We start from the raw sequence: 25,016 nt of genomic DNA on the forward strand, positions 1-25,016 counted from the left end.
TTTTGTATCTTTTTGTTAGTCAGATTTTTAACGATACTAACGCCAAGAGAAATTAAACTTAATATAAATATAATTTGAAACCTTTCTAAATCCGTTCTCGTAAAAAGGCGTGCAAATGTACGGATTATTAATGAGTTAACCTAAAAAACAACATTGAAAAACGGAAAAACAAACAATTGTAAGACTATTTTTTAGTAAAGTAAATGACAAAGGTACTTTGAGGAGATTTTTTGTATTCTAAAATTCCTTTTAATTGATCTGTTAAAATATAAACTAACTGCATTCCTAAAGAGCGTGAAGTTTTAATATCAAATCCATCTGGAAGCCCAGCTCCACTATCAGTATATATCAATTTATATCCTTCCTCATCCTTCAATATCTCTAATGTTAATCGGTTTTCTTTTGTTTTAGTAAAAGCATATTTATATGAGTTTGTTATCAACTCATTTACAATCAACCCTAAATTAAAGGTTGTTTCTGCATCAAAAATTAAATTGCTTGGAATACTAATTTCTTTTTGCACTACAAGTTCCTTCTCTTTAATTGTTTCTTCAACAAACCCAATTAATTGAATAATATACTCTCCAATTCTAACATCTTCTAAAGATTCATTTCCATATAGTTTTTCATGAACTAAAGACATTGATTGTATCCTACTTTGACTATCAGATAAAGCATTAATAATGTTTTCATCCTCATATTCCCGTTTCTGCATGGCCAAAACCCCTGAAATCATTTGCATGTTATTTCTAATTCGATGATGAATTTCTTTAATCAGTGCTTTAATTTTAAACAAATTATGCTCTAACTCATTATTCTTAGAAACCACTACTGCATTTGCTTCTTGCAATTGTCTATTTAAGGATTCATTTTTTAAATATTGGTATAGTGCTAAAAAAATTAGAATACATAATATTCCATACCATATATATGAAACTCTAGATATCGTATGATTCGTAATTGGAGGTTGTTTATAGGCGCTTCCTATTTTTATTTGAAGGCCAAATAAATCGATAGTTGAATAAATAAAGGCTTCTTCAGCAACTTCAAAGTTTTTATAATATTCTTTATCTTTTACCTCATTAAAAATAGGAGAACCGTCGTAATAAGCCTCTCTTGTTAAGTCCGTTACTCCGTTCACTAAAAATTTGTGCACATAGAGGTCTTCGTTATGATTCTCGTAAAAATAATCTAGTAAATATTTTACATTAATTATAGGCGTTACATATCCTAAAATTTCATTTTTATTATTTCTTGCAGAAAAGTTAAAAGGAAAACCAGCCCACCCTTCTCTTAAATTAATGGGAGTAAATAATTTAATTTCCTTAGAGGTCATCAAATCATTCAATTCTTTGATTCTTTCTTTATTTCTAATATTCTTAACTGAAATCCCTTTAAGGTTTGATGGATCAATTCCTTTAGGAGTCACCACATATCTAAATACATGAGTAGTATCTATATAATTGATTAATAAAGAGTCGTTAAACTTTATTCCTCCAAGAAAATCGTTTAAATAACCTTGCAGTTGTATTTCAGTAGGAAACTCTTTGGTATTTTTTGTAAAGCTTTTAAATGAAGAAACCATTGAAGCGTATACTTCTATACCTGCCCTAGCTCTAGTTATTGCATTGGTATGTGCTTTATTTAATTGTCTATTTACCTTTTGTTCTTCTAACTTATTATAATCATTCAATAAGAGAAACAACAAAAACGCTCCAATCAATAAAACAAAAAATGTGGCTATATAATATTTTAAAACCCTTAACACCAAAATACTTTTAAAAGTGAAAATTTGTAGGTAATAATTATTTTAATAAATCTAAGTAGGTTCAGGCCACAAAGTAACTAAATAGATTTGATTTCAACCTTATACAAATTGTTAAAAACATCAAAAATTGGAGCTGCTTCTTTTTTACGAACAGAAATAGTATACTCACAGTCCAATTCTAATTTCTGATTTAGAATCGTAATACTTCGCTCTTTTATGATACGTTGTACTTTGTTCATCATATCATAACCAAACTTTAGTTTATAATGAACATCAATTGTTTTTTCAATAATATCAGACGCTTCCAAAGCTAATTGCGCAGAACTACGATACGCATTGATCAGCCCTCCTACTCCGAGCTTGGTTCCTCCAAAATAACGTACAGACACAATTAACACATTGGTTACATCAAATGCTTGTATTTGTCCATAAATTGGTTGTCCTGCCGAATTACTTGGCTCCCCATCATCATTGGCTCTAAATCTAATTTCTTCCGTACCCAATTGCCATGCATAACAATGGTGTCTAGCTGTATGGTGTAACTTTCGTAATTCTTCTAATCTCTCTTTTATATCTTCTTCAGAATTTACAGGAAAAGCATATCCAAAAAACTTACTATTTCGATCTTTAAACAGTGTTTCTTCTGAAGGTTTGGTTATTGTCTTGTATGTGTCTTTAATCTCACTCATTATGCCGAAGCTACTAATAAAATACTAATTATGGCTAATCCTATACCTACCCAATTCTTTTTGATAAGTCTTTCCTTAAAAAAAGCCAAGGCAAAAACTGTAGTTAAAACAACTATAGAAACGTTATTGATAGTAAAAAGTGTTGAACTTTCCATTCCCTCAGTTTGTAAGGCTTTAATTAAAAGTTCCATTGAGTAATAATTTGGAATTCCTAGAGCAATCCCTCCTAATACATTCTTCCAATGAAACTGAATCTTTTTATTTAAAAATTGCACTAAGACAATTAAACATCCTAAGAAAAATGCACAACCAAAAATAGTGGCTAAAAACATAGGCACTGCACCATCAGACACATAAGTAGTTTCTACATATTTCAATCCTGCATCTATACAACCAGAACCTACAAACAATAACAATGGTAGCAGTAAGTTTTTAAACTTTACTGGATTTGTATCACTCTTTGCAGATGATAAATATACTGCCACAAGTGCTAATAAAATCCCTAATAATTTAATGATACCAATACCTTCATTATAGGCTATAACACCAACAATAATTGGAATAACTACCGACATTTTTCCTGCTACAGAAGCTACTGACAATCCATTCTTTTGAGCGGTTAAACCCATGACATTAAAAACAGAAATAAACAGGATACCTAAACAAAATGCTCCAAAAAACCACGGTTGACTAGGCACTTCACTAATTGAAAGTGAAATATCTGAATTGAAAAAACCAAATGATAAAGCAATGGCGTAATTAACCACAATTGCTTGAAGTGTATTTATTTTAAATACATCAAACAATTTAAAGATCACAAAAAGTAAACTAGAAACTAGTACACTTAAAACTAAATAAATCACCCTAAAAACTCTTTTCTACTTAATAAATCAACTACATCTTCCTTTTCTGGATCATTATTCCATACATGAATACCTAATTCACTAGCTGTTGTTGTATTTTCAGCTGTATCATCAATAAAAATAGTTTCAGAAGCTTCTAAGTTATTTTCATTTAAAACAAATTCAAATATATCTGCATTAGGTTTACGCATTTTTATTTCATGAGATAAATAAAATTGCTCGAAACAATCTTTAAACTCATTATATAACTCCATTCCCCAATCATTTTGAATCCATGAAATATGCAATTCATTCGTATTGCTCAATAAGAAAAGTCTGTACTTCTTACTTGCCGCTAATTCTTTGATAAAAGCTAATCTTCTCAAAGGAAAGTCTAACAAAATTGCATTCCAAGCATCAATTAAATTCTCTTTTGAAATTTGAAACTTATCATGAAAGAAACCAACAAACTCTTCAGTAGAGATTAATCCCATTTCATATTGATAATACTGCTGCATCATTTCATCCGTAACTTCTGTCACTCCTAATTTTGCTAGTTCTTTATATGTTGCTTGCTTATCTAAATTGATGAATACATCACCATAATCAAAAATGATATTCTTAATCATTCCTATATATTTTTAAAATATCCTTATCTATTTTTTCTTCGGAAGTAGCTCCTATATTTAATAATGGGGCTTTAACTCCATTTTTAAATTCATTATTTCCTACAAACACGCGAGCTTCATCCCACAAGTTTGCATTGATAAAACTTTGGAGCGTTCGTGTTCCTCCTTCAATAATAACGGATTGAATTTTATGCTTTTGAAGCACATTACTAATCTGTTGTGCAATTTCCTTTTCAAAATCAATTTGCTCGTGATAAATACCTTCTGTGTTTTCCTTGCTCTTCTCTGTTAGAACAATAGTTTTCACTTTCCCATCTAAAACAGTAGCCGTATTCGATATTCTTAAACTTTTATCAAGTACTACTCGTATAGGATTAAGACCAGACCAACTTCTTACAGTTAAAGACGGATTATCTGCGATAACTGTGTTTGTCCCAACTAAAATTGCCTGTTCTTCTGCTCTCCATTTATGCACTAATTGCTGCGAATATTCATTAGATATCCATACCGGTTTTTGCTCATCTTTTTCTAAAGGAGCAACAAAACCATCTTTAGTTTCTGCCCATTTTAGTATAATATATGGACGCTTCTTATTTTGAACAGTAAAAAATCGCTTATGATGCTCAAAACATGCTGTTTCTAATACTCCAATAGTAACATTACAGCTAGCTTTTTCAAGTATTTCAACTCCTTTTCCTGCTACTAAACTATTGGTATCTATACATCCAATAACCACATTTGGAATTCCTTTTTCTACTATTAAATTAGCACAAGGAGGTGTTTTTCCAAAATGAGCACAAGGTTCTAAGGTTACATAAATAGTGGCTTCTTTAAGCAACTCTTTATTTTTTACAGAACGTATGGCGTTTACTTCCGCATGCGGACCGCCATATGGACTTGTATATCCTTCTCCAATAATGATATCATTATGAACTATTACCGCACCAACAGAAGGATTAGGTCTTGTCGTTCCAATTCCTTTCTTAGCAAGCTCTAAACAACGTTGTATGTATTTTTCGTGCTTCAAAAACTAGAATTTAATTTTAATATCTTCTGTTTTATCTACAGGATACACATGAGAAAACCCAAATACTTTGTAGCGCAAATCTCCTTTAAATTGAACTTTTATACTTTGATTTATCAAAGAGTTTAGCAAACCACCTAAGATTCCATTTTTGTTATTTGAAAAAACTTCTTTCGTAGGAATTACCACTTGTAACGGAATAGCAAACTCTTTTCTGGCCGGTACTTTAAACTCTTCTGAAGAAACCCTTGCCAATTCTGAACCATTTACAATTACCTTTATAGAATCTGTTGAAATTTTCCCTCCAATATCATTCGGGTTTTTAAAAAAAGCATTGGCAGATAGCTTAATAGTATCAGAAACAATAGACAATAACTTTACGTCATCTACCTTTATAAAATCAGGCTTTTGTTTTACAGAACAATTCCATAAAAACACCGCCATAAAAAAATACAATAACTTCTTCATTTAAATTCTCGTTTTTTGGTAATTTGCTCCTGCAAAAGTAGCACATTCCTATGACAACATCCGACTTTATAATCAGAGAAATAGAACAAAAAGATAATTTACAGCTTGCCAAGCTTATTCGTGAAGTTTTAGTTGAATTGGGAGTCCCTAAAGTAGGAACTGCCTATGAAGACAAAGCAACTGATGAAATGTTTGAAACCTACCAAAAAGAAAAGGCTGGTTATTTTGTTATTGAACATGAAGGTACAATTGTAGGAGGAGCTGGATATTCTCAATTGGATAATTACGAAGGGAACGTATGTGAATTTCAAAAAATGTACTTCTCTCCTGCCATTAGAGGAAAGGGATTGGGAAGTAAATTAATTGATTTTTGTTTAGAAAAAGCAAAGAAAGATGGATTTGATCAATGTTACCTAGAAACCATGCCTTATATGGAAGCAGCTAGAGCTTTGTATAAGAAAAACGGCTTTGTAAACCTCGACAAACCAATGGGAAATACCGGACATTATTCTTGTAATGTATGGATGTTAAAAGAGCTTTAAGAAGTATAAATCGCTATGAAAAAAATATACCTATTATTCTTTTTTATAATTATAAGTTGTAAAGAAAGACCTACTTATAATCCGTTTGACAGTCAATACTCTCTTAATAAATACATTTTACTAGAAGATGGCATGGACACTGTTATAGATGGATGTGGTTATTATAGCTTACAATTTACAAACAAGAAATTCACCCCTAATTATCACTTCAACTTTGATGAAGGTGATAAAGTTTTAGCTAAAGGCTTTGAGTATAATATTGATACAATATTTTCTAAAACAGAAAACATTGACTCAATTAGAAATTTAGATTTTAGTTTAGAAAAATTGAATATTATTTTAAAACAATATCAAAAATGGGTTACTAAAACGGATGAGGGGTTAAAAATATTTCCAGAAGATTCTTCAAGAATTGAACAAATTGATAAGTTTGTAAGCTGGAAAAATGATTCCACATTTGTAAGAACTATTGGTTATTATAGTCGTCTAAAATGAATTTAAAACAATACAAAACCTACTTTACAGAACAACTTTCTGCTGTTTTTCCACAAACAGAAATAGACACCTTCTTCTTGTTTTTAATAGAAGAATATTTAGGACTGCAAAGAATCGATTTGGTAATGCAACCTAATTTCGAAATTTCTTCAGAAAAACAAGTCATTTTAAACCAGGCTTTGAGTAGACTTCTGAAAGAAGAACCTATTCAATATATCATTGGAAAAACAGAGTTTTACGGACTTCCTTTTAAGGTCAATAAAAACACCTTAATTCCAAGGCCAGAAACCGAAGAATTGGTCGCGTGGATTTTAAACGAAGTTTCTCAAGAAACTACATTGAATATCTTAGATATAGGCACAGGTACTGGCTGTATTCCTATTAGTATCAGCAAAAACTTAACAAATGCCAAGGTTAGCGCTATTGATGTTTCAGAAGAAGCTTTAAAAACTGCTAAAGAAAATGCATTGCTGAATCAGGTAGTAATTGACTTTTTACACGATGATATTTTAAAAGTCGATAATTTAAATGTCATTGCGCATAAAATGACGCAATCTTTAAATATTGAAAAGATTACTTCGTCGCAAACTCCTCGTAATGACGTATACTATGACATCATTGTTTCGAATCCGCCCTATGTACGAAACTTAGAGAAAGAGGAAATTAAAAACAATGTATTGGAGAATGAGCCCCATTTAGCCTTGTTTGTGGACGATCACAATCCCTTAATTTTTTACAAAAAGATAGCAGATTTAGCTAAAAAGTATTTAACAAAAGATGGATTGTTATTCTTTGAAATCAATCAATATTTAGGAAAAGAAACAGTAGCAATGCTAGAAAGTAAAGGGTTTACAAATATTGAGCTACGCAAAGATATCTTTGGAAATGATCGTATGATCAAGGCTAGTTTGTAATAGATAGCATGGTTTGCTTTAATCTTTTTATCAATTCATAAATCTCTTCTTCGTTATAACTTGCAAAACCAATTCGCATAGCATTATGACGCATTTCTGCCATGTCATAGCGCTTGTAATTCCCTATGGCTAATTGATACTGCTCTCCAGCTTCTTGTAACTCCTTCCAAGAATATTTTTTATCTAAAGTAACCCAAATTGCCATTCCTCCTTTAGGAATATCAAAACTAAAATAGTTACCTAATTCATCTTTTAAAAGCTTACAAAATAAATCGCGACGCTGTTGATACACTTTTAGTACTTTTCTAATATGCCTATCTAAATCACCAGACTTAATAAAATCAGCAAAAGTCAATTCTAATAAAGCATCTCCTTGCCTATCTACATAACCTCTTAGCTTTGCCGCTTCATCAACAAAATCTTTAGAAGCAATTAAATAGCCTATTCTAAAAACAGGAGCTACCGTTTTACAAACAGATCCTACATAGATAACATTACCACCAGTATCATGACTTGCTAAAGGCAATATAGGTGCATGATTATAATTAAAATCGTAGTCATAATCATCTTCAATAATGGCGAAATTATAGGTTCTTGACAATTGTAATAAATGAATTCGTCTTTGAGCGGATAAAGTAACCGTTGTAGGATGATGATGATGAGAAGTTACATAAACTGCTCTAATAGTTTCTTTTTGACATATACGTTCTAAATCATCTGTAACCAGTCCGCATTGATCTACTCTAACTCTCTTAAGTCTAGCTCCAGTATTCTTAAAGGTTAAATCAGCCGAGGCATAATTGGTCTCTCCTACCACGATCACATCCTTTGGTTTTAACAACAATTGAGAAGAAAGCCACATTCCCATTTGACTTCCTCGAGTAATTAAAATATTCTCCTTTGCTGTTTTTAAACCTCTCGATTGATTGAGATAATTTGCTAAAACTGCCCTCAAAGTATCATTTCCATAAGTAGAACCATAATCTAAGTGATGATAAGTACTTTTTCGAGAAGTTATTCTTCTATATGTCCTTGCAATTTCATCTAATGGAGTTAACCTACCATCCGAAGTTCCATCATTTATATAAATAACTCCTTCTTTCTTTTGAGTTAATTTATGTTCTAAAACAGGACTCTCATAAAAAGAAAACCCAGAACTAACCTGAGAAGATTCATAAGCTGCATCAACATAATCTTGTTGTTGAATCAAAGGTAAATCAGTATTTACAAAAGTTCCTTTTTTAGGAACACTCTCTACCCATCCCTGCAAAGCAAGTTCTTCATAGCTCGCAACTACTGTTTTTCTATGAATTTCTAAAACTTCTGCTAATTGTCGTGTACCAATAAGTTTGGTTCCTGTAGCCAATCTACCATCTCGTATTAAATTGATAAACTGATTTGATAGTTGTAAATACAAAGGTTCTTTTAGCTTTTTATCTAACGATATGGAAGTTTTATACGGAAACATCTGGACTATTTATTATTTTAATTCTGGACGAATAGAATAGTCCATAAAAGTACTACATTTGAAGCATAAAACTTCTAAAAATGACCAAAAAAGACCTACAAACGAGCGAATACAACGAGTACTATGGAAATTATATCAATCTAGTAGCTGCCGACACCGAACTAGTTGCTGGATTTGAAAAAGATGAAAAATATGTTGTTGACTTCTTTTCGAATGTTCCAGAAAACAAATTATTACATCGATATCAAGAAGGAAAATGGACGATCAAAGAAATTTTGCAGCATATTATAGATACAGAACGTATTTTCATGTACCGTTTCTTTAGAATTGCTAGAAACGATCAGTCTCCATTAATGGGTTTTGAACAAAACGATTATATAGAGCCTTCAGAAGCCAACAATAAATCATTAGAAGCGCTGTTAACGGAGTTTAAATTAACACGCCAATACTCTTTAAACCTCATTGCCAGCATTCCAGAAGAGCATCTGATAAATATGGGAACCGCAAGTAATGCAGCAGTATCAGCAAGAGCTTGTGCATATATATTATTAGGTCATAGTATGTGGCATATCAATATTATTAACGAACGCTATTTATAATGCTAGCGCTAAGACCAAATTGCGAACATTGTGGTATCGATTTACCCAATACTTCAACCGAAGCAATGATATGCTCTTTTGAATGTACTTATTGCAAAACCTGTGCTTTAGAAGTATTTGAAAATGTATGTCCGAGTTGTACAGGTAATTTTGTTCCAAGGCCTATAAGACCGCAGCAATATGTTCAAAAATACCCTGCTTCTACGAAAAGGGTCTACGATCCTAAAAATTTAGAAGAGAAAAGAGAATTAATTAATAGGATTAAAAATATTCCCCCAGAAACGAGATAATAACATGATAACCATAAAACAAGCCTCTACAAGTCATACAGAAACACTTGCACTATTAGGTAGAATTACCTATTCAGAATCTCATGGGCATTATATAAACAATGCCGAAGATTTATTTAACTATAACAATGAAGCCTTTTCCATAAAAAAGACACATGAGGAAATAGCAAGTGAAGAAAACATTTATTGGATTGCCTATGTAAATAACTTCCCTGTTGGTTATGCTAAATTGATTTTAAATCAAGTTAATGAACATATTACCGATCAAAATGTATGTAGGCTAGAAAGAATCTATGTTTTGGAAGAGTTTTTAGGAAGAAAAGTAGGGTTTCAATTATACGAAACGATCTTTAACAAAGCCAAAGAACTAGAGTTTAACCAGCTATGGCTTACCACATATATCAAAAATCAAAAAGCCATGAGGTTTTATGAGAAACTCGATTTCAAAAAAGTAGGTGATTATACTTTTTGGGTCAACGGAAAAGCTTTTGAAAACTTTATTTACGCAAAGGAACTCTAACCTTAATAAAAAAAACAATGCAAGAATACTCAAAATCAAAATTAAACCGAATTAAAAGAGGTCAAAATAGAGCTACATATGATATTGAAAGAATCAATACTATTTTAGATGCTGGATTTATTGGCTTTGTCAGCTATACCTATGAAGGAAAAGCTATTTCATTGCCTATGGCTTATGGAAGAAAAGACAACAAAATATACTTACACAGCTCACAAGCAAACAGAATGCTTTTAGCACTTTTAGATGCAGGTGAAATGAGCATGACCGTGATGCATTTAGATGCTCTAGTTCTAGCTCGTTCAGGATTACATCACTCTGTTAATTACCGCTCTGCTACCCTATTTGGAACTGTAAAGAAAATAGAAAATGATCAGGAAAAATCGGATGCTTTAGAATGTTTTATGGAACATATGATGCAAGGAAGATGGGACGAAATTAGGCCTATGCATCCACATGAATTGGACAGAACCTTAGTAGTAGAAATGACTATTAAATCGGCTTCTGCCAAAATAAGAGATGTTGGGGTAAATGATGAACCCGAAGATGAGAACTTACCTATTTGGGCAGGTTTAGTACCTCTTAAACAAGTAGCACAACCCCCTGTTTCTGACGATAAACTTCCTGAAGATATTGCTATTCCAACACATGTAATGAATTACTATCAAGCAAATCAATAATCAATAATTTTTGTAGTAAATTGGGGCTATGAAAAAATACGATGTTGTTATACTCACTAGCAAAAGTTATTTAACTATAAAAGAGGGTGATAACTATATTCAGAATGTAATAGATGAAGACAATTATGTACTTCAATCATTAGAAAAACAAGGCTTAAAAGTTATTCGCTTGTCTTGGGACGATACTAATTTTGATTGGAGCAGTACAAAATTCATACTATTTAGAACTACATGGGATTATTCTGAACGCTTTTCAGAATTTTCTAAATGGTTAGAAAAAGTAAGTCAACAAGCCATTTTATTAAACTCTGAAGCCATTATTCGATGGAACCTTGACAAACACTACTTACTCGATTTACAAAAAAATGGAGTACATATATGTGAATCTTATTTTATTGAAAAAGGAGCCTCAAAAACCCTTGAAGAACTTTCTACTCAATACAATTTACAAGAATTTGTAGTCAAACCATGCATCTCAGCAGGTTCTAGACATACCTATAAAATCAATTCAGAAAATATAGCAGCACATGAAGCTATATTTTCTGAGTTAATTTCTCAAGAAGCCATGATTATGCAACCCTTTCAATACAACATTGTTGAAAAAGGAGAAGTATCTTATATGGTTATGAATGGTAAATTTACTCATGCGGTATTGAAAAAAGCAAAATCTGGTGATTTTAGAGTACAAGACGATTTTGGTGGTTCTGTTCATGAGTACACTCCTACTCAACAAGAAATAACCTTTGCCGAAAAAGTAGTACAAGCATGCTTTGAGTCCCCTATTTACGCTCGTGTAGATGCTTTTATAGACAACAATAACCAATTGGCGCTTGCAGAGCTAGAATTGGTAGAACCAGAATTGTGGTTTAGAAATTACCCTAAAGCGGCAGATGAATTGGCTCACGGAATTAAAGAATTGACTCAGATATAAATGAAAAAACTATTTAAATTTTTAGGAATCTTATTACTATTGATAATTATAGTAATTGGAGCGGTTTATTTTATCAACAATGAAAAATTACCTGAAGGAAAACAGGGAGCTGAAGCAAATGCACTTGCTACTAAAATGCTTACTGCGCTAAACTTTGAAAACTATAAAAATACCGAAGTTTTAGAATGGTCCTTTAGAGGAACGCACCATTATAAATGGGTAAAAAGCGAAAATATGGTTATTGTTAAGTGGGATGATAAAGAAGTGCATTTATTCTTAAATCAACCTGATAATAATAAACTGTATACTACAGACAAACAACTTGTAAAAAACCCAGACGCTAACGTATTTAAAAAAGCGCAAGACTTCTTTAACAATGATTCTTTTTGGTTAGTTGCTCCTTTTAAAGTGTTCGATCCAGGTACAGAAAGAAGAATTGTACAGCACAATGGTAAAGACGCCTTATTAATCACTTATACTTCTGGTGGTACAACTCCTGGAGATTCTTATTTATGGATTCTAGATGATAATTTCAAACCTGTTTCTTACAAAATGTGGACACAAATTATTCCTATTGGTGGAATAGAAGCTACATGGGATCAATGGACCAAAACAGATGCCGGAATTGAACTACCAACACAACATACGCTTTCCTTGTTTGGCTTATCAATAGACATGGGTGACGTAAAAGCAATGAACACAAAAGCAGATATTGTTGCCAACCGTATTTTAAAAGCCATCAATCATGAGGCGTATAAAAACACACGCTTTTTAGAATGGAGCTTTGGAGGAAGACGTTCTTATAAATGGGATAAAACCAAACATATTGTAGATGTTTCTTGGGATTCAATTAGTGTGAACTTACATCCAAACAATTTAAATAAAAGTACCGTTTTTGTTCATGAACAACCATTAGAAAAAGCAGATACGAGTTTAGTAAATAGAGCAGAAAGATTGTTTAACAATGATTCTTTTTGGCTAGTTGCTCCTCATAAGCTATTTGAACCAGGCATTCTTCGATCTATTAAAATGGTGGATAATAAAGAAGCGTTATTGGTGAAGTATACCGTTGGAGGAACCACTCCAGGTGATTCGTATTTGTGGATTTTAGACAAAAATAATATCCCTATAAGTTATAAAATGTACGTACCTAGCATGAAAATGGAAGGAGTACCAGCAACTTGGCAAGATTGGATTACCACAGAAAGTGGCACTTTATTACCTACCAATCATACTTTTGAAAATGGAGGTAGTTTAAGTATGGGAACCGTAAAAGGATATAATTAAACATTGAACAAAGAAATACTACATACAGAAGTACAAGAATTTATCAATTCTAACTTAAAATCAGATATAAATAAGCTAATTCTTAAGGGAAGTCCTTTTGCAAACATTTCAATTCAAGAGTTGGCTAACCAAATTATAGCCAAGCAAAAGTCAGAAAAAAAGCTTCCTACATGGTTTGAGGCATCACATATTTACTATCCCCCTAAGTTAAGTATAGAGCAAACCTCTTCAGAACTTACGGCAGCATATAAAGCTCAACTGGTATCAGGAAATTCTATCATAGATATTACTGGAGGTTTTGGTATTGATGCCTACTATTTTTTTAAACAATTTAAAGAAGTTACGCATTGTGAAATCAATGAAGAACTTTCTACCATTGTTGCTTATAACTATGAGCAACTAAAAGCACATCATATTACAACAGTTGCAAAAAACGGGTTGGAATATTTAGATGAGAACCCACAGCAATATGATTGCATATATATTGACCCTTCCAGAAGAGATGATGTAAAAGGGAAAGTATTTTTATTAAAAGATTGCCTACCTAATGTTCCAGAAAACATTGATTTTTTATTTAGTAAATCAAACACCATACTTATCAAAAACTCCCCTGTTTTAGACATTAAGGGGACTATTGATGAACTTCGTTTTGTAAAAGAAATCCATATTGTAGGAGTTAAAAATGAAGTTAAAGAGCTGTTATTTTTGTTAGAAAAGGGATATGAAGGAGTGATACGCATTAAAACGATCAATCTTCAAAAGGAAGACGATCAAATATTTGATTTTGATTTTCAAGAAGAAGCCAGCGCTTCCTATTCCCTGCCCTTACACTACTTATATGAGCCGAATACTGCTATTTTAAAATCTGGAGGTTTCCATCAGGTAGCCCAAAAACTCCAAGTAGCTAAGCTTCATCAGCACTCACATTTATACACTTCTAATGAATATATTGATTTTCCTGGAAGAAGCTTTATCATTAAAAAAGTAATCCCTTTTGATAAAAAACAATTGAAAAAAGAGATTCCTAATTTAAAAGCAAATATTACCACGAGAAACTTTCCGATATCCGTAGCAGAAATTAGAAAGAAAACTAAATTAAAAGAAGGAGGTAATTTATATCTCTTTTTTACCACTAATTTAGAAAATAAACATATCATAATTATTTGTGAAAAATACATCCCATTAGCAATAAAACAATAATAAACACGTTATATCAGAGACTGAGAAGTCCCTATATCTGTTGTGTTTTATTTTAATTTAAGGGAAAAATAAAACGTCTGCGAAAAGCCTTGGAATTCCAAGGCTTTTCAAGTTATTGTATACTTTATTTCGTAAGTTTGTAGATATTGAAAATTCATGCAAACAAATCAATACGAAAGCATAAAAATTAAAGATAACCTAAGTGATAAAATATCAGATCATTTGGTTATTGAAGCACCTTTGCAAATCAATATTAATAAACAGCCCTATACCGTAGTAATGCGTACTCCTGGGAATGATATTGACTTGATAAGAGGTTTATTGTATGCCGAAGATATTTATAAAGGAAAAACTTCTTTTAGTTTCGAAATAGAAGAAGAAAAGAAAGATTTTTCAAGAATTATCAATATACAAATCCCTAAAGAACAATTAGGAAAAGGATATCTCAACAAAAGAACGCTACTCTCTGTTTCTTCCTGTGGTATTTGTGGTAAAAAAGAATTGGATGACATACAAATGTCTGGAGATTCTTTAATTAATACACATACCGTTACCCAAACTCAAATACAGCAAATGTTTACACAGTTAAGTTCACACCAAGAAACTTTTAAAGTTACAGGTGGAAGCCATGCTGCTGCTGTTTTCAATCATAACAATGAATTACTGGCTGTAAAAGAAGATATTGGAAGACACAATGCTGTCGACAAATGTATTGGAAATCTATTGCAAAACAAGGCTTTAAAAGAAACACAAGTTCTTTTAGTAAGCGGACGTGTTTCTTACGAGATTGTAAGCAAGGCTTTTTTTGCTAAAATTCCTATTATTGTAGCAGTATCTGCTTGTTCAACATTAGCAGTTGATTTTGCCAAAGAATTCGGTATTTGTTTAATCGGATTCAGTAGAGATACTAAAATGACTATATACGCTAATCCTCAATATATACACTATGAGCGATAAAAAAACACACGCCCAACCACCAGAAAAATTAACAGGAATCAAATTAACTGAAATTCCTAAATCTGCTGTAGGTGTAAAAGCAATAAAATCTGCATTAACCCATGTATCTGAAGAAGTTGGATTAGGAAAAGGAATTAGGTTATTAGCCAAAATCAATCAAAAAGAAGGATTTGATTGTCCTGGTTGTGCATGGCCAGATCCAGATGAAAAGCGTGCTTTTTTAGCAGAATATTGCGAGAATGGTGCAAAAGCTATTGCTGAAGAAGCTACTAAAAATAGAGTTTCTCCTATGTTTTTTACCACCCACTCCGTACAAGAAATGTCGGAATGGTCTGATTACGAGATAGGAAAAAGCGGACGTATTACACATCCCATGATTTTAAAAGAAGGAGCAACACACTACGAAGAAATTTCGTGGCAAGATGCTTTCAACTTAATAGGAAAAGAACTAAATGCTTTAGCTTCTCCAGACGAAGCCATTTTTTATACCTCTGGAAGAACTAGTAATGAAGCAGCTTATTTATATCAATTGTTTGTACGTCAGTTTGGTACTAATAACCTACCCGATTGTTCAAATATGTGTCATGAATCTAGTGGTGCAGGGTTATCTGAAACCTTGGGTATCGGAAAAGGTTCGGTTACTTTAGATGATTTTAATCATGCTGATTTGGTTATTGTTATGGGACAAAACCCAGGAACCAATCACCCGCGTATGCTTACCGCTTTAGGAGATACTAAAAAGCACGGTGGAAAAATCATTACTGTAAACCCATTACCAGAAGTTGGACTTTTACGCTATAATGATCCACAAAATCCATTAAAGTGGATTGGACCCGGTCAAAAACTAACCGATATTTTCTTACAGGTTAAAATTAATGGTGATGTAGCCTTGCTAAAAATCATCATGAAGCTTTTAATTGAAAAAGAAACTCAAAACCCAGGTACTGTATTCGATTTGGAATTTATCAAAGAGAAAACCCAAGGTTTTGATGCATTGATTGAAGATATTAATAGCTATACCATTGAAGAATTGTTACCACAAACTGGTTTAAGCCTTTCTGAAATCACAGAAGCTGCGGAGCTTATTGCTACTAGTAAGAACATTATTATTTGCTGGGCAATGGGACTTACCCAACATAAAAATGCAGTAGATAATATTCGTGAAGTGGTAAATTTATTATTGCTAAAAGGAAGTATTGGTAAAAAAGGTGCAGGAACTTGTCCGGTAAGAGGGCACTCTAATGTTCAAGGAGATAGAACCATGGGTATTTGGGAAAAACCTAAAGAAGGTTTCCTTAAAAACTTAGAAAAAGAATTCTCTTTTGAAGCACCTCGTAAGCACGGATATGATGTAGTAGCTGCTATTGAAGCAATGAAAGCTAAACAAGCCAAAGTTTTTATTGGTATGGGAGGTAATTTTATCTCTGCAACACCCGATACTGAATACACTGCCGAAGCTTTGCAAAATTGTGATTTAACTGTACATGTTTCTACTAAGTTAAATCGTAGCCATTTAATTCATGGTAAACAAGCCTTGATTTTACCTTGCTTAGGGCGTTCAGAAAAAGATATGCAAGCAACGGGAGAGCAATTTGTATCTGTAGAAAACTCTATGGGAGTAGTACATAAATCTAGCGGACATTTAAACCCTCTTTCAGATGCCTTATTAAGTGAACCAGCTATTGTTGCAGGTATGGCAGAAGCTACCCTTAAAGACTCAAAAGTTGCGTGGTCTGACTTAATAACCAACTACGACCTTATTAGAGATAAAATTGAAGCAACTATTGCTGGTTTTGACCAATACAACCAACGTGTTAGAGAAAAAGGAGGTTTTTATCTACCTAACAATGCTAGAGCGAATGACTTCTCTCCTACTCATACTGGAAAAGCAAACTTTACAGTAAATGAACCTTCTGATTTGTCTTTAGAGCAAGATCAATTTATGATGATGACTATTCGTACCCATGATCAGTACAATACTACTATTTATGGGTTAGATGATCGTTATAGAGGCGTTTTAAACGAGCGAAGAGTTGTTTTTATGAACCCTGATGATATGAAATCATTAGGTATCAATAAATTAGACAAAGTAGATTTAACAAGTTATTTTGAAGGTGAAGAACGCTTTGCTAACGGATTTTTAGCCATCCCTTATAGCATTCCTAAGCAATGTACAGCTACCTATTTCCCTGAGGCAAATGTCTTAGTACCAATAAGAAGCAAAGCACGTATAAGTCATACTCCTGCCTCTAAAACGGTAATTATTTCTGTTAAAAAAAGTTAAAATTAAAAAAAATTGTATTTTAGTCACCAGTAAACCTATTACTTAATCAAAACATAACGTTATTATGCCTTTTATAGAAGAAGAGAAGTTTAAGTTAATGCAAGAAGACTTCGATAATGCTAAATTAAAACGCGAAGAAGCAGAAGATGAGTTAACTAAAGTTCAAGACGACTTTAAATCATTTAAAAAGAAATCTAAAATTACTCCTATTCTATTTGGTATTTTATTTGGGTTGGCAGCAGCACTGGCATACTATTTTTACACGAATGGAGGTGGAACTATTTCTGATTCAGAAATCGCATCTATAAAAAAGAAAGAAGCTACTCGTGTACTTGATAGTATTCAAAGAGCACAAGCAAGAGCTAAAAGAAGTAACAAAGGAGGTAGTACTAATGATGATACAGCTTCTACAAGTACTGATAACGCTATGGATACTGCTACTTTTGAAGGAGATGTAGACAATGCTACTCAAGGAGAAACAGTATACTCTGTACAAGTAGGTGTATTTTCTGATAAGAAGTACCCATTACTTTCATCTTCGTACACCCCGGGAATTGCAGCACCAAATGGAAGCTATTTTAAATATTCATTAGGTTTATATTCCTCTTTAGCAGAAGCTAGAAAACTTCGTGGAGAATTGAGAAACATAGGATTTAAAGATGCCTTTGTAGCCTCTTATGTAAACGGAAAGAGACAAAAAATACATCACTAAAAATTTATGATATATTCAAATTTAAAAAGAGCACTCATGATAATCGGAATTATGAGTGTTCATTTTTTGTATGCGCAACAAGAAGTTCCTGAAAGAAAAACACAATTAGGCTTTGGTCAGGTAGATTTTTTATCTATTAAAATGCCAGGTAATGAGGCGAATATGGATTTCACCGGACTTCATTACAATTTAAAACTGAACGATTGGAGTTATGCTGGAGTTGGGTTTTATGGTGCCGTAGGAGGAATTCGTGGTGGATTCTTTACTCTAGGTGTCAATGCAGGAATTCAACAAAAGATTACCGATAACTTATTTATTGATACTGGTATTCACTTCGGAGGAGGTGGTGGTGCCTCAGCTCCAGATGGCGGTGGTGCATTTATACTCCCCCACTTTAACTTAGGATATGATTTTAAACATTTCTCTGCTACAGCAGGATATAGCTATATCAATTTCTTTGATGGAGGAACAATCAACAGCAGCCAATTGAATGTAGCGGTACAAATTCCGTTATCTTTTGAAACGACTCGTTTTAAGGATCGTGAAAAGTCATTTGCTATTGAAGATTTACAAACAACTTCTTGGAAAGCCAAAAGCAATCGTTTGTCTTTGTTAGTACATTTAAACAACCTATCGGTTACCAACGGATCTTATGAAGGAAGAACTATTCGTTTGGCTGGTTTTGAACTGAATTCTTATTTAACTGATGAATTCTTCTTTTTTGTGAAAGCAGATGGTGCTTATCATGGAATTAGAGCAGGATATATGGATATTTTCTTAGGAGGAGGGTATCATTTATCTATGAATAAAAACCGTACCAACATACTTGCTAAATTCGGTGTAGGTGCCGGAGGTGGCGGTGGTGTAGATACCAAAGGAGGTTTCTTAATTTACCCTGATTTATCTATCGAACAAAAGTTATTTGACAATGTATACGCCTCTATTAATAAAGGGTTTATGATGAGTCCAGACTCTCATTTTAAATCATCAACTTTTGGAATTGGATTAAAGTATTACGTTGATAAAGACGGAATCTTAGATGATAAAACTAGCTTTAGCCAAGGAAAATTTAAAGGTTTTGAAGCTATTATAAAACAAGATGTATATCTAAACGCAGCAAGAGATGGTGGATTTGAACAAAACATGCATCAAATATCACTACAAGTCAACTTTTTCCTAAACAAATACATCTATGGAGCTGGACAAACTTCCTTTGCCAATTTTGGTGATGCAGGAGCCTATGCTGAAGGAATTGTTGGTTTAGGAGTACAAACTAATAGTTTCTTTAACAATACAACCTCAGCTTTCTTACAGGTATTAGGAGGTGCTGCCGGTGGTGGTGGTATTAGTACAGGACAAGGACTAATTGTAAAGCCAAGCGCTGGTATAACTCATAAACTCACCAACAACTTACATCTAAGAGGTGGATTAGGGTATGTAAAAGCTCGTGGCGGTGGATTAAGTAGTACCTTTATCAACTTTGGAGTGAATTATAATTTCTCATTCTTAAGCGTTAAAAAGTAAGAACATAAAATAATAACATATATAAAAAAGAGGGACTCAATCAGTTCCTCTTTTTTTATACTATGAGTTTGTGTTATAAAACGAACATTATTCTAAAAACGAACATTATTCTCATAAGGTGTAATGGATGTTTAGTAAACTACCTTTCAGAATTTTCTACAAAAAAAACCATTGGCTAATATGTAATTTGTCATGTTTGGATTTCTTACATAACATCTTGCTTGTTCTTTTAACTTCAAACTATCGGGTATGATTTTAATAAGTTCTTCTTTATCTATGAACTTGTTTTTAAAGTCTATTTTATCAAAAACAACAATTGGATATTTGTTCTTATATAAACACCAGCCATTGGGTTTTATTTCCCTAAATGTTGCTCCTTTTTCACTTTCGTTTTCCAGATCAATATCAAAACTATTAACATGAGGAAATTGTATCAATGTCAAAACAGTATCCTTATCTTTTTTTCTTAAATACATATGATATGATGGATGAGACAAAAAAGATGGACCTACATCCATTGGAGTATCTTCTATATACTTCTCTACCACCCTATTTAACTCCTGTTTAAAAACATGCTGTTCTTTAGGTTTTACATTTTGACAACAAAAAAACAACGGACTTAATGCAAAAAGAAGTACTACAGCACACTTTTGTATAACATATTGATTCTTAATTTTCATAGCCCCATATAAAAATAACATACACCAAAACCGATATAAAAAGGCTAACTAAAACGTCTATAAGTGTAAATCTTCCTTTTTCAACATATGTATATATGCCATAGCATATAAACAGCATAAATACTAGTATCTTTTTCCTCTTTATTCGCATTATTTATTTGACTTTTCTATAAATTATTCAACCTTTCTACTCATTAAAAACACTCTAATATTTTTATGGTAAATTATTAAGATACATTAATGATTAGATATTCAATAGCAATTTAGTTTAAAGCCCTAAAGTAATAAATTATTTTTTTGAGTATTTCTATTACAAAATAATAAAATCCGTATTTTCGTTCCTTAAAAGAACTGCTATAATTTCTAATAATATTTAAAAAATTGTATTGAGCATATTACATGCCTATTCTTGAAAAGTTAGCTATGAAAAATTCAAAAAAAGTCATATTTCTTTTATTGGTTATTTTATGTAATGCTTTTGTCTATGCACAAGATTTTCATATTAATTCCAAGTCGGAGAAAATTGAAGTTAAAAACGATTCTTCTTTTATAAGAGAAGTAACTATACAGTTCTCTAAAAGCGAAGAACTTCGCTTATACCCTATTTTATTTGATACTGAGTTAGAAAAAGTTTTTAATATTAAACTTTATCGAAAGAAGAAAAACCGATTAAAAGAATTAGATCTTGGAAAAGTTATTGAGGAAAATGTTGAATTAGAATATATAGCAAGTAAAAGCGTAAAAATTGTTACGATTCCAGAAAACGAAGATATATATTTAAGATATTCAATTAGTTGTAATGAGTTAATGTATTTATCTAGCCTAAGATTTTTTTCTTATGAAACCATTGACTCTTTAAAATATCAAATCAAAATACCTAATACCTTTGATTTAGCTTATAAAATTATAGAGAAAGACTCTTTAGACTATTTCTCTATAGATTCTATAAAAAATGTCAATAGTTCTATATGGAATATCAAAACCACTCCTAAAAAAGTTGTTCATAATCCATTACAATTATTTGGTATCTATAAGAACTTAAAGGTTCCATTAATGCAAACGTTAATAGTACCAAGTCAACACAGCAAAAAGCCTTTGGAGTACATGAATAATTGGTACTATCAAAACCTTAGGCTAAAAAGAGGTTTAAATTATGCTTCTAAACTTAAAATAGACGAATTAACAGCTGGTGTTGATGATAAAAGAGAACTTATAAAAATACTTTATAACTACGTTCAAAATAACTTTAAGTATGTAGCAATTGAAATTGGAATGGGTGCCTTTATTCCGTCTCATGCAAATGAAGTTTTTGCAAATAAGCAAGGAGATTGCAAAGATCTTTCTAATTTTTTATCTGAAGCTTTAAATTATAAAGGCGTTAAAAGTGATATTGCTTTAGCAGCAACCTTTGATCATCTTAGCGATTGTGATTTCCCCTCATTAAGTGCTGCTAATCATGTAATATGTGTTGCTTATATAGATGATAAAGAAATTTTGTTAGACCCAACTGATCCTATTCATAGACAAGAAACACCTATTCAAAGTTTACAAGGACGTACCGTATTAGTCGTTAACTCAAATGGTGGAAAGCCGTTAGAAGTAGAACAATTCTCTCCTCAACAAAACAGCATCATATATCAATTATACTTAACCACAGATTCGGAAAAAATGTTGTTAAATGGATCATTTGATATAAAGTATTCTGGTATTTCAGATAATTTCTTACAAAGAGCTTTGAAAACTTTATCAAAGAAGAAATTTGAAAGTATTATACAGCCCTATTTTGAACAAATATTAGGAAATCAATCTATTTCTAATTTAACTACATCGAACAAACAAGAAAATCTTAGTTTTAAAGGAGACCTTACAATTAGTGGTAAAACTTTTAATGACGGACTAACGAAATATTTATTTCCTGATTTTTTACCAAAGCTAATTGAAACCGAAAATAGAGAAAGCTTGTTAGATGGTACAAATGTAAAATATCCCTTTCAAAAGAAAGTTATCGCGCAAATTAAACTGGATGAACCAATTGAAAATTTCGAACCAAAAGAATTTGCTTACAAAGAAAAAGGAATGTCTTTGCTTTTTAAAATCAGTTACATTTCAGATTTAGAAATCCAATTAGAGTATGACTTTATTTTTGACTACATCTTTATAAATAAAGAAAACATAGATAACACGAACAAGATCTTACAATCATTCAAAAAGATAATCAATGAACCAATTCTACTTAAGAAAAAGAAAGTTTAGTTTTCTTCTTTTATCTGTTTCTATACTTTTTTTTAGTTTCATAGGAATAAATGAAATACAGGATAGTTTTTCTAGCTTATGTAAAAATGCAGATGCATATTACTTGCATTCTTATACAGATGTAACCTATCAAAAAAACTGGGCCAAGTATAAAAAATATATTTCAATAGACTATAAGTTAGTGGTCAACAATACCAGTGGTGTAGAAAATTATGCCTTTTTAAACTTGTCTGAATATGAAAGCAATCATATTAAACAGATAGATGTTAAAACTTTAAAAGCTGATGGTACTTCGGTAAAATTAGATTCGAGTTTAGTTTTTAAGAAAAAAGGTAAAAAGAAGAAATTCGGAGCTATAAATTACCCTATTCCAGCAGTAGAACCTGGAGATACCATTGCTGTATCTTATGTGTATTATGAATACGTTAGAAAGACAAATCTATCAAGCTATGTAAGTCTACATAACAGTTTACCTAGTAAAAATTCTCAATATACTATTCAAGCCCCCCCAAGTGTAAAAGTAAGATACAAACCTTATAATGGTTTTATAGAACCCAAAGTTATTGCAAATGATTCTATTCTATACCTATCGTTCTCTATGGATAAATTAAAGGGATACAAAGAGAATAAATACAGTTGTTTTTCTTGTGAATTACCTTATTTGTATTACGCCTTAGAAAATAAAGAAAATAAACTAAGAACATGGCAACATGTATATAATGAGGAGTTTAATACATTAACACAACCACTTAATCTTGACTATCATAGAGCTTCTTATTACAAACGTTGGAAAAGAAGAGTAATAGGAGAAGCTAAAGACAGTTCTAAGTATTATAAATTTAACTTACTATATAACGAAGTTCTAAACAACTTTGAAATAAACCCTATTGTACCAAGTGAATTAATTAAATCAAGTGGTTATTTTTTAAAGGAAAAGAAATTTGACCCATTAAGTATTAGAAGATTTTACAGACAAATTCTAGAAGACTTAGAAATAAATTACTGGGCTGTTTTTGCCAAAAGTAAACGCGCTGGTAATATTGATCCTACGTATATTAGAAAAGGAGAATTTGATCACATCTTTTTTGCGATGGAAAATGAAAATGGGAATCTAAATCTGTTATATCCGCATAGTGAAAATTTAAAATATCGAATTGATGAAATTCCTACATCTATTTACAACACCAAAGCCATTTTAGTTAAACGAAAATCAAACCTAAAAAAGACAAAAAAAGAAAAGTTTATATCGAGAGACTTTAAATTGGCCAAAGAAGATTCTGTATCAACAGGACAAATAGTACTGCCTGGTATGAATCCTACTCATAATAAAGTGAGTCAAAGGGTTTATTGTAAGGTTAATAAGACAAATAAAAAGACCTCTTTTAAATCTCAACTTAGAATCTCTGGAGGACTATCTACAGAATTAAGAGATTTTTTTAGTTTGATGAGTAAAGATAAAGAAGCTAGCAACTATTATAATGCTTTATCTGAATTTGAAGGAGATAATAAAGCCCTAGAAATAGATTCTGTTATCAATACAAGATTATCTCCTAAAAAACCATTCTCTTTTATTATAAACTCTAGTGGAGAGGTTAAAAATGCAATTACCCATATTAACGATAGTTTAGTAAGTTTATCATTAGATAAACTAATCAATCACAATCAAGTTGAAACGCCTTTAGAAAATTCAGATTTAAACTACTACTTAGACTATACCTTTTCAGATGATATGATCTTTCATCTAGATTTTGATTCTAAAATTGAAGTTTTAGGTATTGAAAATGGAAATATAGAGTTTAAAAATGATTATGGTGAATATGTTTTTCAAATTAGTAAAAACAAGGCTAATCAACTTAAGTTTAAATCTTTATATAAGATAAAAAAGAATGTCATTTTAAAGGAGAATTACTCAGAGTTAAAACAACTCAATAACGAAGTTAGAAAAGCAAAAAATAAAAGGTTCGTTATTAAACTAAAATCCTAAATTACTAGTTATAATCGGCTAGTGTTAGAACTAAAATATTTTTCTATAAAAAAGAAGATGGATTCATTTCGTGCGGTAGCTGGGGATTCTTGAGAAATCTGGGAGATTTAGTTAAACTACAAGCCTGTATTAATTGTACTATGCTATTGTAGTCTTCTGTCTACAGTACTGTAGTATGTTGTCTACGCAACTGTAGAAATTAATATACTATTTATCTACGGCTTCATATACTACTATCTGTTGTCTTCATATACCACTCTCTAAAATGTTAGAGGGTAG

General features: G+C 31.7%; 24 protein-coding genes. 16 read left to right on the forward strand and 8 right to left on the reverse strand.

Annotated features, from left to right (window positions below; all coding sequences use genetic code 11):
• Positions 1-184: 184 nt before the first annotated feature.
• The 6 genes from Q0873_RS04305 to Q0873_RS04330 all read right to left on the reverse strand — a co-directional run bounded on the left by Q0873_RS04305 (position 185) and on the right by Q0873_RS04330 (position 5,420).
• Positions 185-1,723, reverse strand: a complete 1,539-nt coding sequence (locus tag Q0873_RS04305) for a sensor histidine kinase (RefSeq protein ID WP_299104596.1) — start codon at positions 1,721-1,723, stop codon at positions 185-187.
• Between the two features lie 122 nt (positions 1,724-1,845).
• Positions 1,846-2,457, reverse strand: coding sequence for a YigZ family protein (locus Q0873_RS04310; RefSeq protein ID WP_299104597.1), 612 nt, complete (start codon positions 2,455-2,457; stop codon positions 1,846-1,848).
• Positions 2,457-3,320, reverse strand: coding sequence for an EamA/RhaT family transporter (locus tag Q0873_RS04315; RefSeq protein WP_299104598.1), 864 nt, complete (start codon positions 3,318-3,320; stop codon positions 2,457-2,459). Before Q0873_RS04315 ends, Q0873_RS04310 begins: the two co-directional genes overlap by 1 nt.
• Positions 3,317-3,928, reverse strand: a complete 612-nt coding sequence (locus Q0873_RS04320) for an HAD family phosphatase (RefSeq protein WP_299104599.1) — start codon at positions 3,926-3,928, stop codon at positions 3,317-3,319. Before Q0873_RS04320 ends, Q0873_RS04315 begins: the two co-directional genes overlap by 4 nt.
• A complete protein-coding gene (gene ribD, locus Q0873_RS04325) occupies positions 3,921-4,955 on the reverse strand; it encodes a bifunctional diaminohydroxyphosphoribosylaminopyrimidine deaminase/5-amino-6-(5-phosphoribosylamino)uracil reductase RibD (RefSeq protein WP_299104600.1) in 1,035 nt (344 codons plus the stop codon). The genes Q0873_RS04320 and ribD overlap by 8 nt, the downstream gene beginning before the upstream one ends.
• A 3-nt stretch (positions 4,956-4,958) precedes the next feature.
• On the reverse strand, positions 4,959-5,420 hold the full coding sequence (locus Q0873_RS04330; protein ID WP_299104601.1) for an LEA type 2 family protein: 462 nt from the start codon (positions 5,418-5,420) through the stop codon (positions 4,959-4,961).
• 50 nt (positions 5,421-5,470) lie between these two features.
• On the opposite strand from Q0873_RS04330, the gene Q0873_RS04335 reads away from it, so the two are divergent.
• From Q0873_RS04335 to prmC, 3 genes are read left to right on the forward strand one after another with little or no spacing between them, the layout of a single operon-like run.
• Entirely contained in the window at positions 5,471-5,962 is a 492-nt protein-coding gene (locus Q0873_RS04335; RefSeq protein ID WP_299104602.1) for a GNAT family N-acetyltransferase, read from the forward strand.
• Positions 5,963-5,977: 15 nt separating this feature from the next.
• The gene (locus Q0873_RS04340) at positions 5,978-6,457 is read left to right on the forward strand and encodes a hypothetical protein (protein ID WP_299104603.1); all 480 of its coding nucleotides are present in this window, start codon (positions 5,978-5,980) and stop codon (positions 6,455-6,457) included.
• The gene (gene prmC, locus Q0873_RS04345; RefSeq protein ID WP_299104604.1) at positions 6,454-7,371 is read left to right on the forward strand and encodes a peptide chain release factor N(5)-glutamine methyltransferase; all 918 of its coding nucleotides are present in this window, start codon (positions 6,454-6,456) and stop codon (positions 7,369-7,371) included. Before Q0873_RS04340 ends, prmC begins: the two co-directional genes overlap by 4 nt.
• Here prmC and Q0873_RS04350 read toward each other — a convergent pair.
• Positions 7,361-8,839, reverse strand: a complete 1,479-nt coding sequence (locus tag Q0873_RS04350; RefSeq protein ID WP_299104605.1) for a PLP-dependent aminotransferase family protein — start codon at positions 8,837-8,839, stop codon at positions 7,361-7,363. The genes prmC and Q0873_RS04350 overlap by 11 nt on opposite strands.
• 80 nt (positions 8,840-8,919) lie before the next feature.
• Between Q0873_RS04350 and Q0873_RS04355 the strand changes: the two genes are divergently transcribed.
• From Q0873_RS04355 to Q0873_RS04405, 11 genes are all read left to right on the forward strand, one after another.
• Entirely contained in the window at positions 8,920-9,438 is a 519-nt protein-coding gene (locus Q0873_RS04355; RefSeq protein WP_299104606.1) for a DinB family protein, read from the forward strand.
• Positions 9,438-9,728: a DUF1272 domain-containing protein gene (locus tag Q0873_RS04360; RefSeq protein ID WP_299104607.1), complete on the forward strand. Its 291-nt coding sequence runs from the start codon at positions 9,438-9,440 to the stop codon at positions 9,726-9,728. The genes Q0873_RS04355 and Q0873_RS04360 overlap by 1 nt, the downstream gene beginning before the upstream one ends.
• A 4-nt stretch (positions 9,729-9,732) precedes the next feature.
• Complete coding sequence (locus Q0873_RS04365; protein ID WP_299104608.1) at positions 9,733-10,248, forward strand: GNAT family N-acetyltransferase; 516 nt, start codon at positions 9,733-9,735, stop codon at positions 10,246-10,248.
• A 17-nt stretch (positions 10,249-10,265) separates the two neighbouring features.
• Positions 10,266-10,925 (forward strand): pyridoxamine 5'-phosphate oxidase family protein, encoded by a 660-nt coding sequence (locus tag Q0873_RS04370; RefSeq protein WP_299104609.1) that lies wholly within the window; start codon positions 10,266-10,268, stop codon positions 10,923-10,925.
• A 28-nt stretch (positions 10,926-10,953) separates the two neighbouring features.
• Positions 10,954-11,856 (forward strand): hypothetical protein, encoded by a 903-nt coding sequence (locus Q0873_RS04375; RefSeq protein ID WP_299104610.1) that lies wholly within the window; start codon positions 10,954-10,956, stop codon positions 11,854-11,856.
• A complete protein-coding gene (locus Q0873_RS04380) occupies positions 11,857-13,143 on the forward strand; it encodes a hypothetical protein (RefSeq protein ID WP_299104611.1) in 1,287 nt (428 codons plus the stop codon).
• A gap of 3 nt (positions 13,144-13,146) precedes the next feature.
• Entirely contained in the window at positions 13,147-14,343 is a 1,197-nt protein-coding gene (locus Q0873_RS04385; protein WP_299104612.1) for a class I SAM-dependent methyltransferase, read from the forward strand.
• Between the two features lie 156 nt (positions 14,344-14,499).
• Positions 14,500-15,300 (forward strand): formate dehydrogenase accessory sulfurtransferase FdhD, encoded by an 801-nt coding sequence (gene fdhD, locus Q0873_RS04390; RefSeq protein ID WP_299104613.1) that lies wholly within the window; start codon positions 14,500-14,502, stop codon positions 15,298-15,300.
• Entirely contained in the window at positions 15,290-17,584 is a 2,295-nt protein-coding gene (locus tag Q0873_RS04395) for an FdhF/YdeP family oxidoreductase (RefSeq protein ID WP_299104614.1), read from the forward strand. The genes fdhD and Q0873_RS04395 overlap by 11 nt, the downstream gene beginning before the upstream one ends.
• A 64-nt stretch (positions 17,585-17,648) precedes the next feature.
• A complete protein-coding gene (locus Q0873_RS04400) occupies positions 17,649-18,296 on the forward strand; it encodes an SPOR domain-containing protein (protein ID WP_299104615.1) in 648 nt (215 codons plus the stop codon).
• Between the two features lie 36 nt (positions 18,297-18,332).
• On the forward strand, positions 18,333-19,820 hold the full coding sequence (locus Q0873_RS04405; RefSeq protein WP_299104616.1) for a hypothetical protein: 1,488 nt from the start codon (positions 18,333-18,335) through the stop codon (positions 19,818-19,820).
• 146 nt (positions 19,821-19,966) lie between these two features.
• On the opposite strand, the gene Q0873_RS04410 is transcribed toward Q0873_RS04405, so the two are convergent.
• Positions 19,967-20,500 (reverse strand): hypothetical protein, encoded by a 534-nt coding sequence (locus Q0873_RS04410; protein WP_299104617.1) that lies wholly within the window; start codon positions 20,498-20,500, stop codon positions 19,967-19,969.
• Between the two features lie 423 nt (positions 20,501-20,923).
• Between Q0873_RS04410 and Q0873_RS04415 the strand changes: the two genes are divergently transcribed.
• Both Q0873_RS04415 and Q0873_RS04420 read left to right on the forward strand, forming a co-directional pair.
• Positions 20,924-22,753, forward strand: coding sequence for a transglutaminase-like domain-containing protein (locus tag Q0873_RS04415; RefSeq protein WP_299104619.1), 1,830 nt, complete (start codon positions 20,924-20,926; stop codon positions 22,751-22,753).
• Positions 22,719-24,737, forward strand: coding sequence for a DUF3857 domain-containing protein (locus Q0873_RS04420; protein WP_299104621.1), 2,019 nt, complete (start codon positions 22,719-22,721; stop codon positions 24,735-24,737). The genes Q0873_RS04415 and Q0873_RS04420 overlap by 35 nt, the downstream gene beginning before the upstream one ends.
• Positions 24,738-25,016: the final 279 nt, after the last annotated feature.

It is taken from the genome of uncultured Tenacibaculum sp. (assembly GCF_947498805.1).
Classification (GTDB): Bacteria; Bacteroidota; Bacteroidia; order Flavobacteriales; family Flavobacteriaceae; genus Polaribacter.

What these genes read in the sequence shown, in the direction of transcription:
- Q0873_RS04310 (WP_299104597.1), bottom strand. Translation starts at nt 2,457, where the DNA reads ATGAGTGAGATTAAAGACACATACAAGACAATAACCAAACCTTCAGAA.
- Q0873_RS04320 (WP_299104599.1), bottom strand. Translation starts at nt 3,928, where the DNA reads ATGATTAAGAATATCATTTTTGATTATGGTGATGTATTCATCAATTTA.
- Q0873_RS04330 (WP_299104601.1), bottom strand. Translation starts at nt 5,420, where the DNA reads ATGAAGAAGTTATTGTATTTTTTTATGGCGGTGTTTTTATGGAATTGT.
- Q0873_RS04335 (WP_299104602.1), top strand. Translation starts at nt 5,471, where the DNA reads ATGACAACATCCGACTTTATAATCAGAGAAATAGAACAAAAAGATAAT.
- Q0873_RS04340 (WP_299104603.1), top strand. Translation starts at nt 5,978, where the DNA reads ATGAAAAAAATATACCTATTATTCTTTTTTATAATTATAAGTTGTAAA.
- prmC (WP_299104604.1), top strand. Translation starts at nt 6,454, where the DNA reads ATGAATTTAAAACAATACAAAACCTACTTTACAGAACAACTTTCTGCT.
- Q0873_RS04350 (WP_299104605.1), bottom strand. Translation starts at nt 8,839, where the DNA reads ATGTTTCCGTATAAAACTTCCATATCGTTAGATAAAAAGCTAAAAGAA.
- Q0873_RS04355 (WP_299104606.1), top strand. Translation starts at nt 8,920, where the DNA reads ATGACCAAAAAAGACCTACAAACGAGCGAATACAACGAGTACTATGGA.
- Q0873_RS04360 (WP_299104607.1), top strand. Translation starts at nt 9,438, where the DNA reads ATGCTAGCGCTAAGACCAAATTGCGAACATTGTGGTATCGATTTACCC.
- Q0873_RS04365 (WP_299104608.1), top strand. Translation starts at nt 9,733, where the DNA reads ATGATAACCATAAAACAAGCCTCTACAAGTCATACAGAAACACTTGCA.
- Q0873_RS04370 (WP_299104609.1), top strand. Translation starts at nt 10,266, where the DNA reads ATGCAAGAATACTCAAAATCAAAATTAAACCGAATTAAAAGAGGTCAA.
- Q0873_RS04375 (WP_299104610.1), top strand. Translation starts at nt 10,954, where the DNA reads ATGAAAAAATACGATGTTGTTATACTCACTAGCAAAAGTTATTTAACT.
- Q0873_RS04380 (WP_299104611.1), top strand. Translation starts at nt 11,857, where the DNA reads ATGAAAAAACTATTTAAATTTTTAGGAATCTTATTACTATTGATAATT.
- fdhD (WP_299104613.1), top strand. Translation starts at nt 14,500, where the DNA reads ATGCAAACAAATCAATACGAAAGCATAAAAATTAAAGATAACCTAAGT.
- Q0873_RS04395 (WP_299104614.1), top strand. Translation starts at nt 15,290, where the DNA reads ATGAGCGATAAAAAAACACACGCCCAACCACCAGAAAAATTAACAGGA.
- Q0873_RS04400 (WP_299104615.1), top strand. Translation starts at nt 17,649, where the DNA reads ATGCCTTTTATAGAAGAAGAGAAGTTTAAGTTAATGCAAGAAGACTTC.
- Q0873_RS04405 (WP_299104616.1), top strand. Translation starts at nt 18,333, where the DNA reads ATGATAATCGGAATTATGAGTGTTCATTTTTTGTATGCGCAACAAGAA.
- Q0873_RS04410 (WP_299104617.1), bottom strand. Translation starts at nt 20,500, where the DNA reads ATGAAAATTAAGAATCAATATGTTATACAAAAGTGTGCTGTAGTACTT.
- Q0873_RS04415 (WP_299104619.1), top strand. Translation starts at nt 20,924, where the DNA reads ATGAAAAATTCAAAAAAAGTCATATTTCTTTTATTGGTTATTTTATGT.
- Q0873_RS04420 (WP_299104621.1), top strand. Translation starts at nt 22,719, where the DNA reads ATGAACCAATTCTACTTAAGAAAAAGAAAGTTTAGTTTTCTTCTTTTA.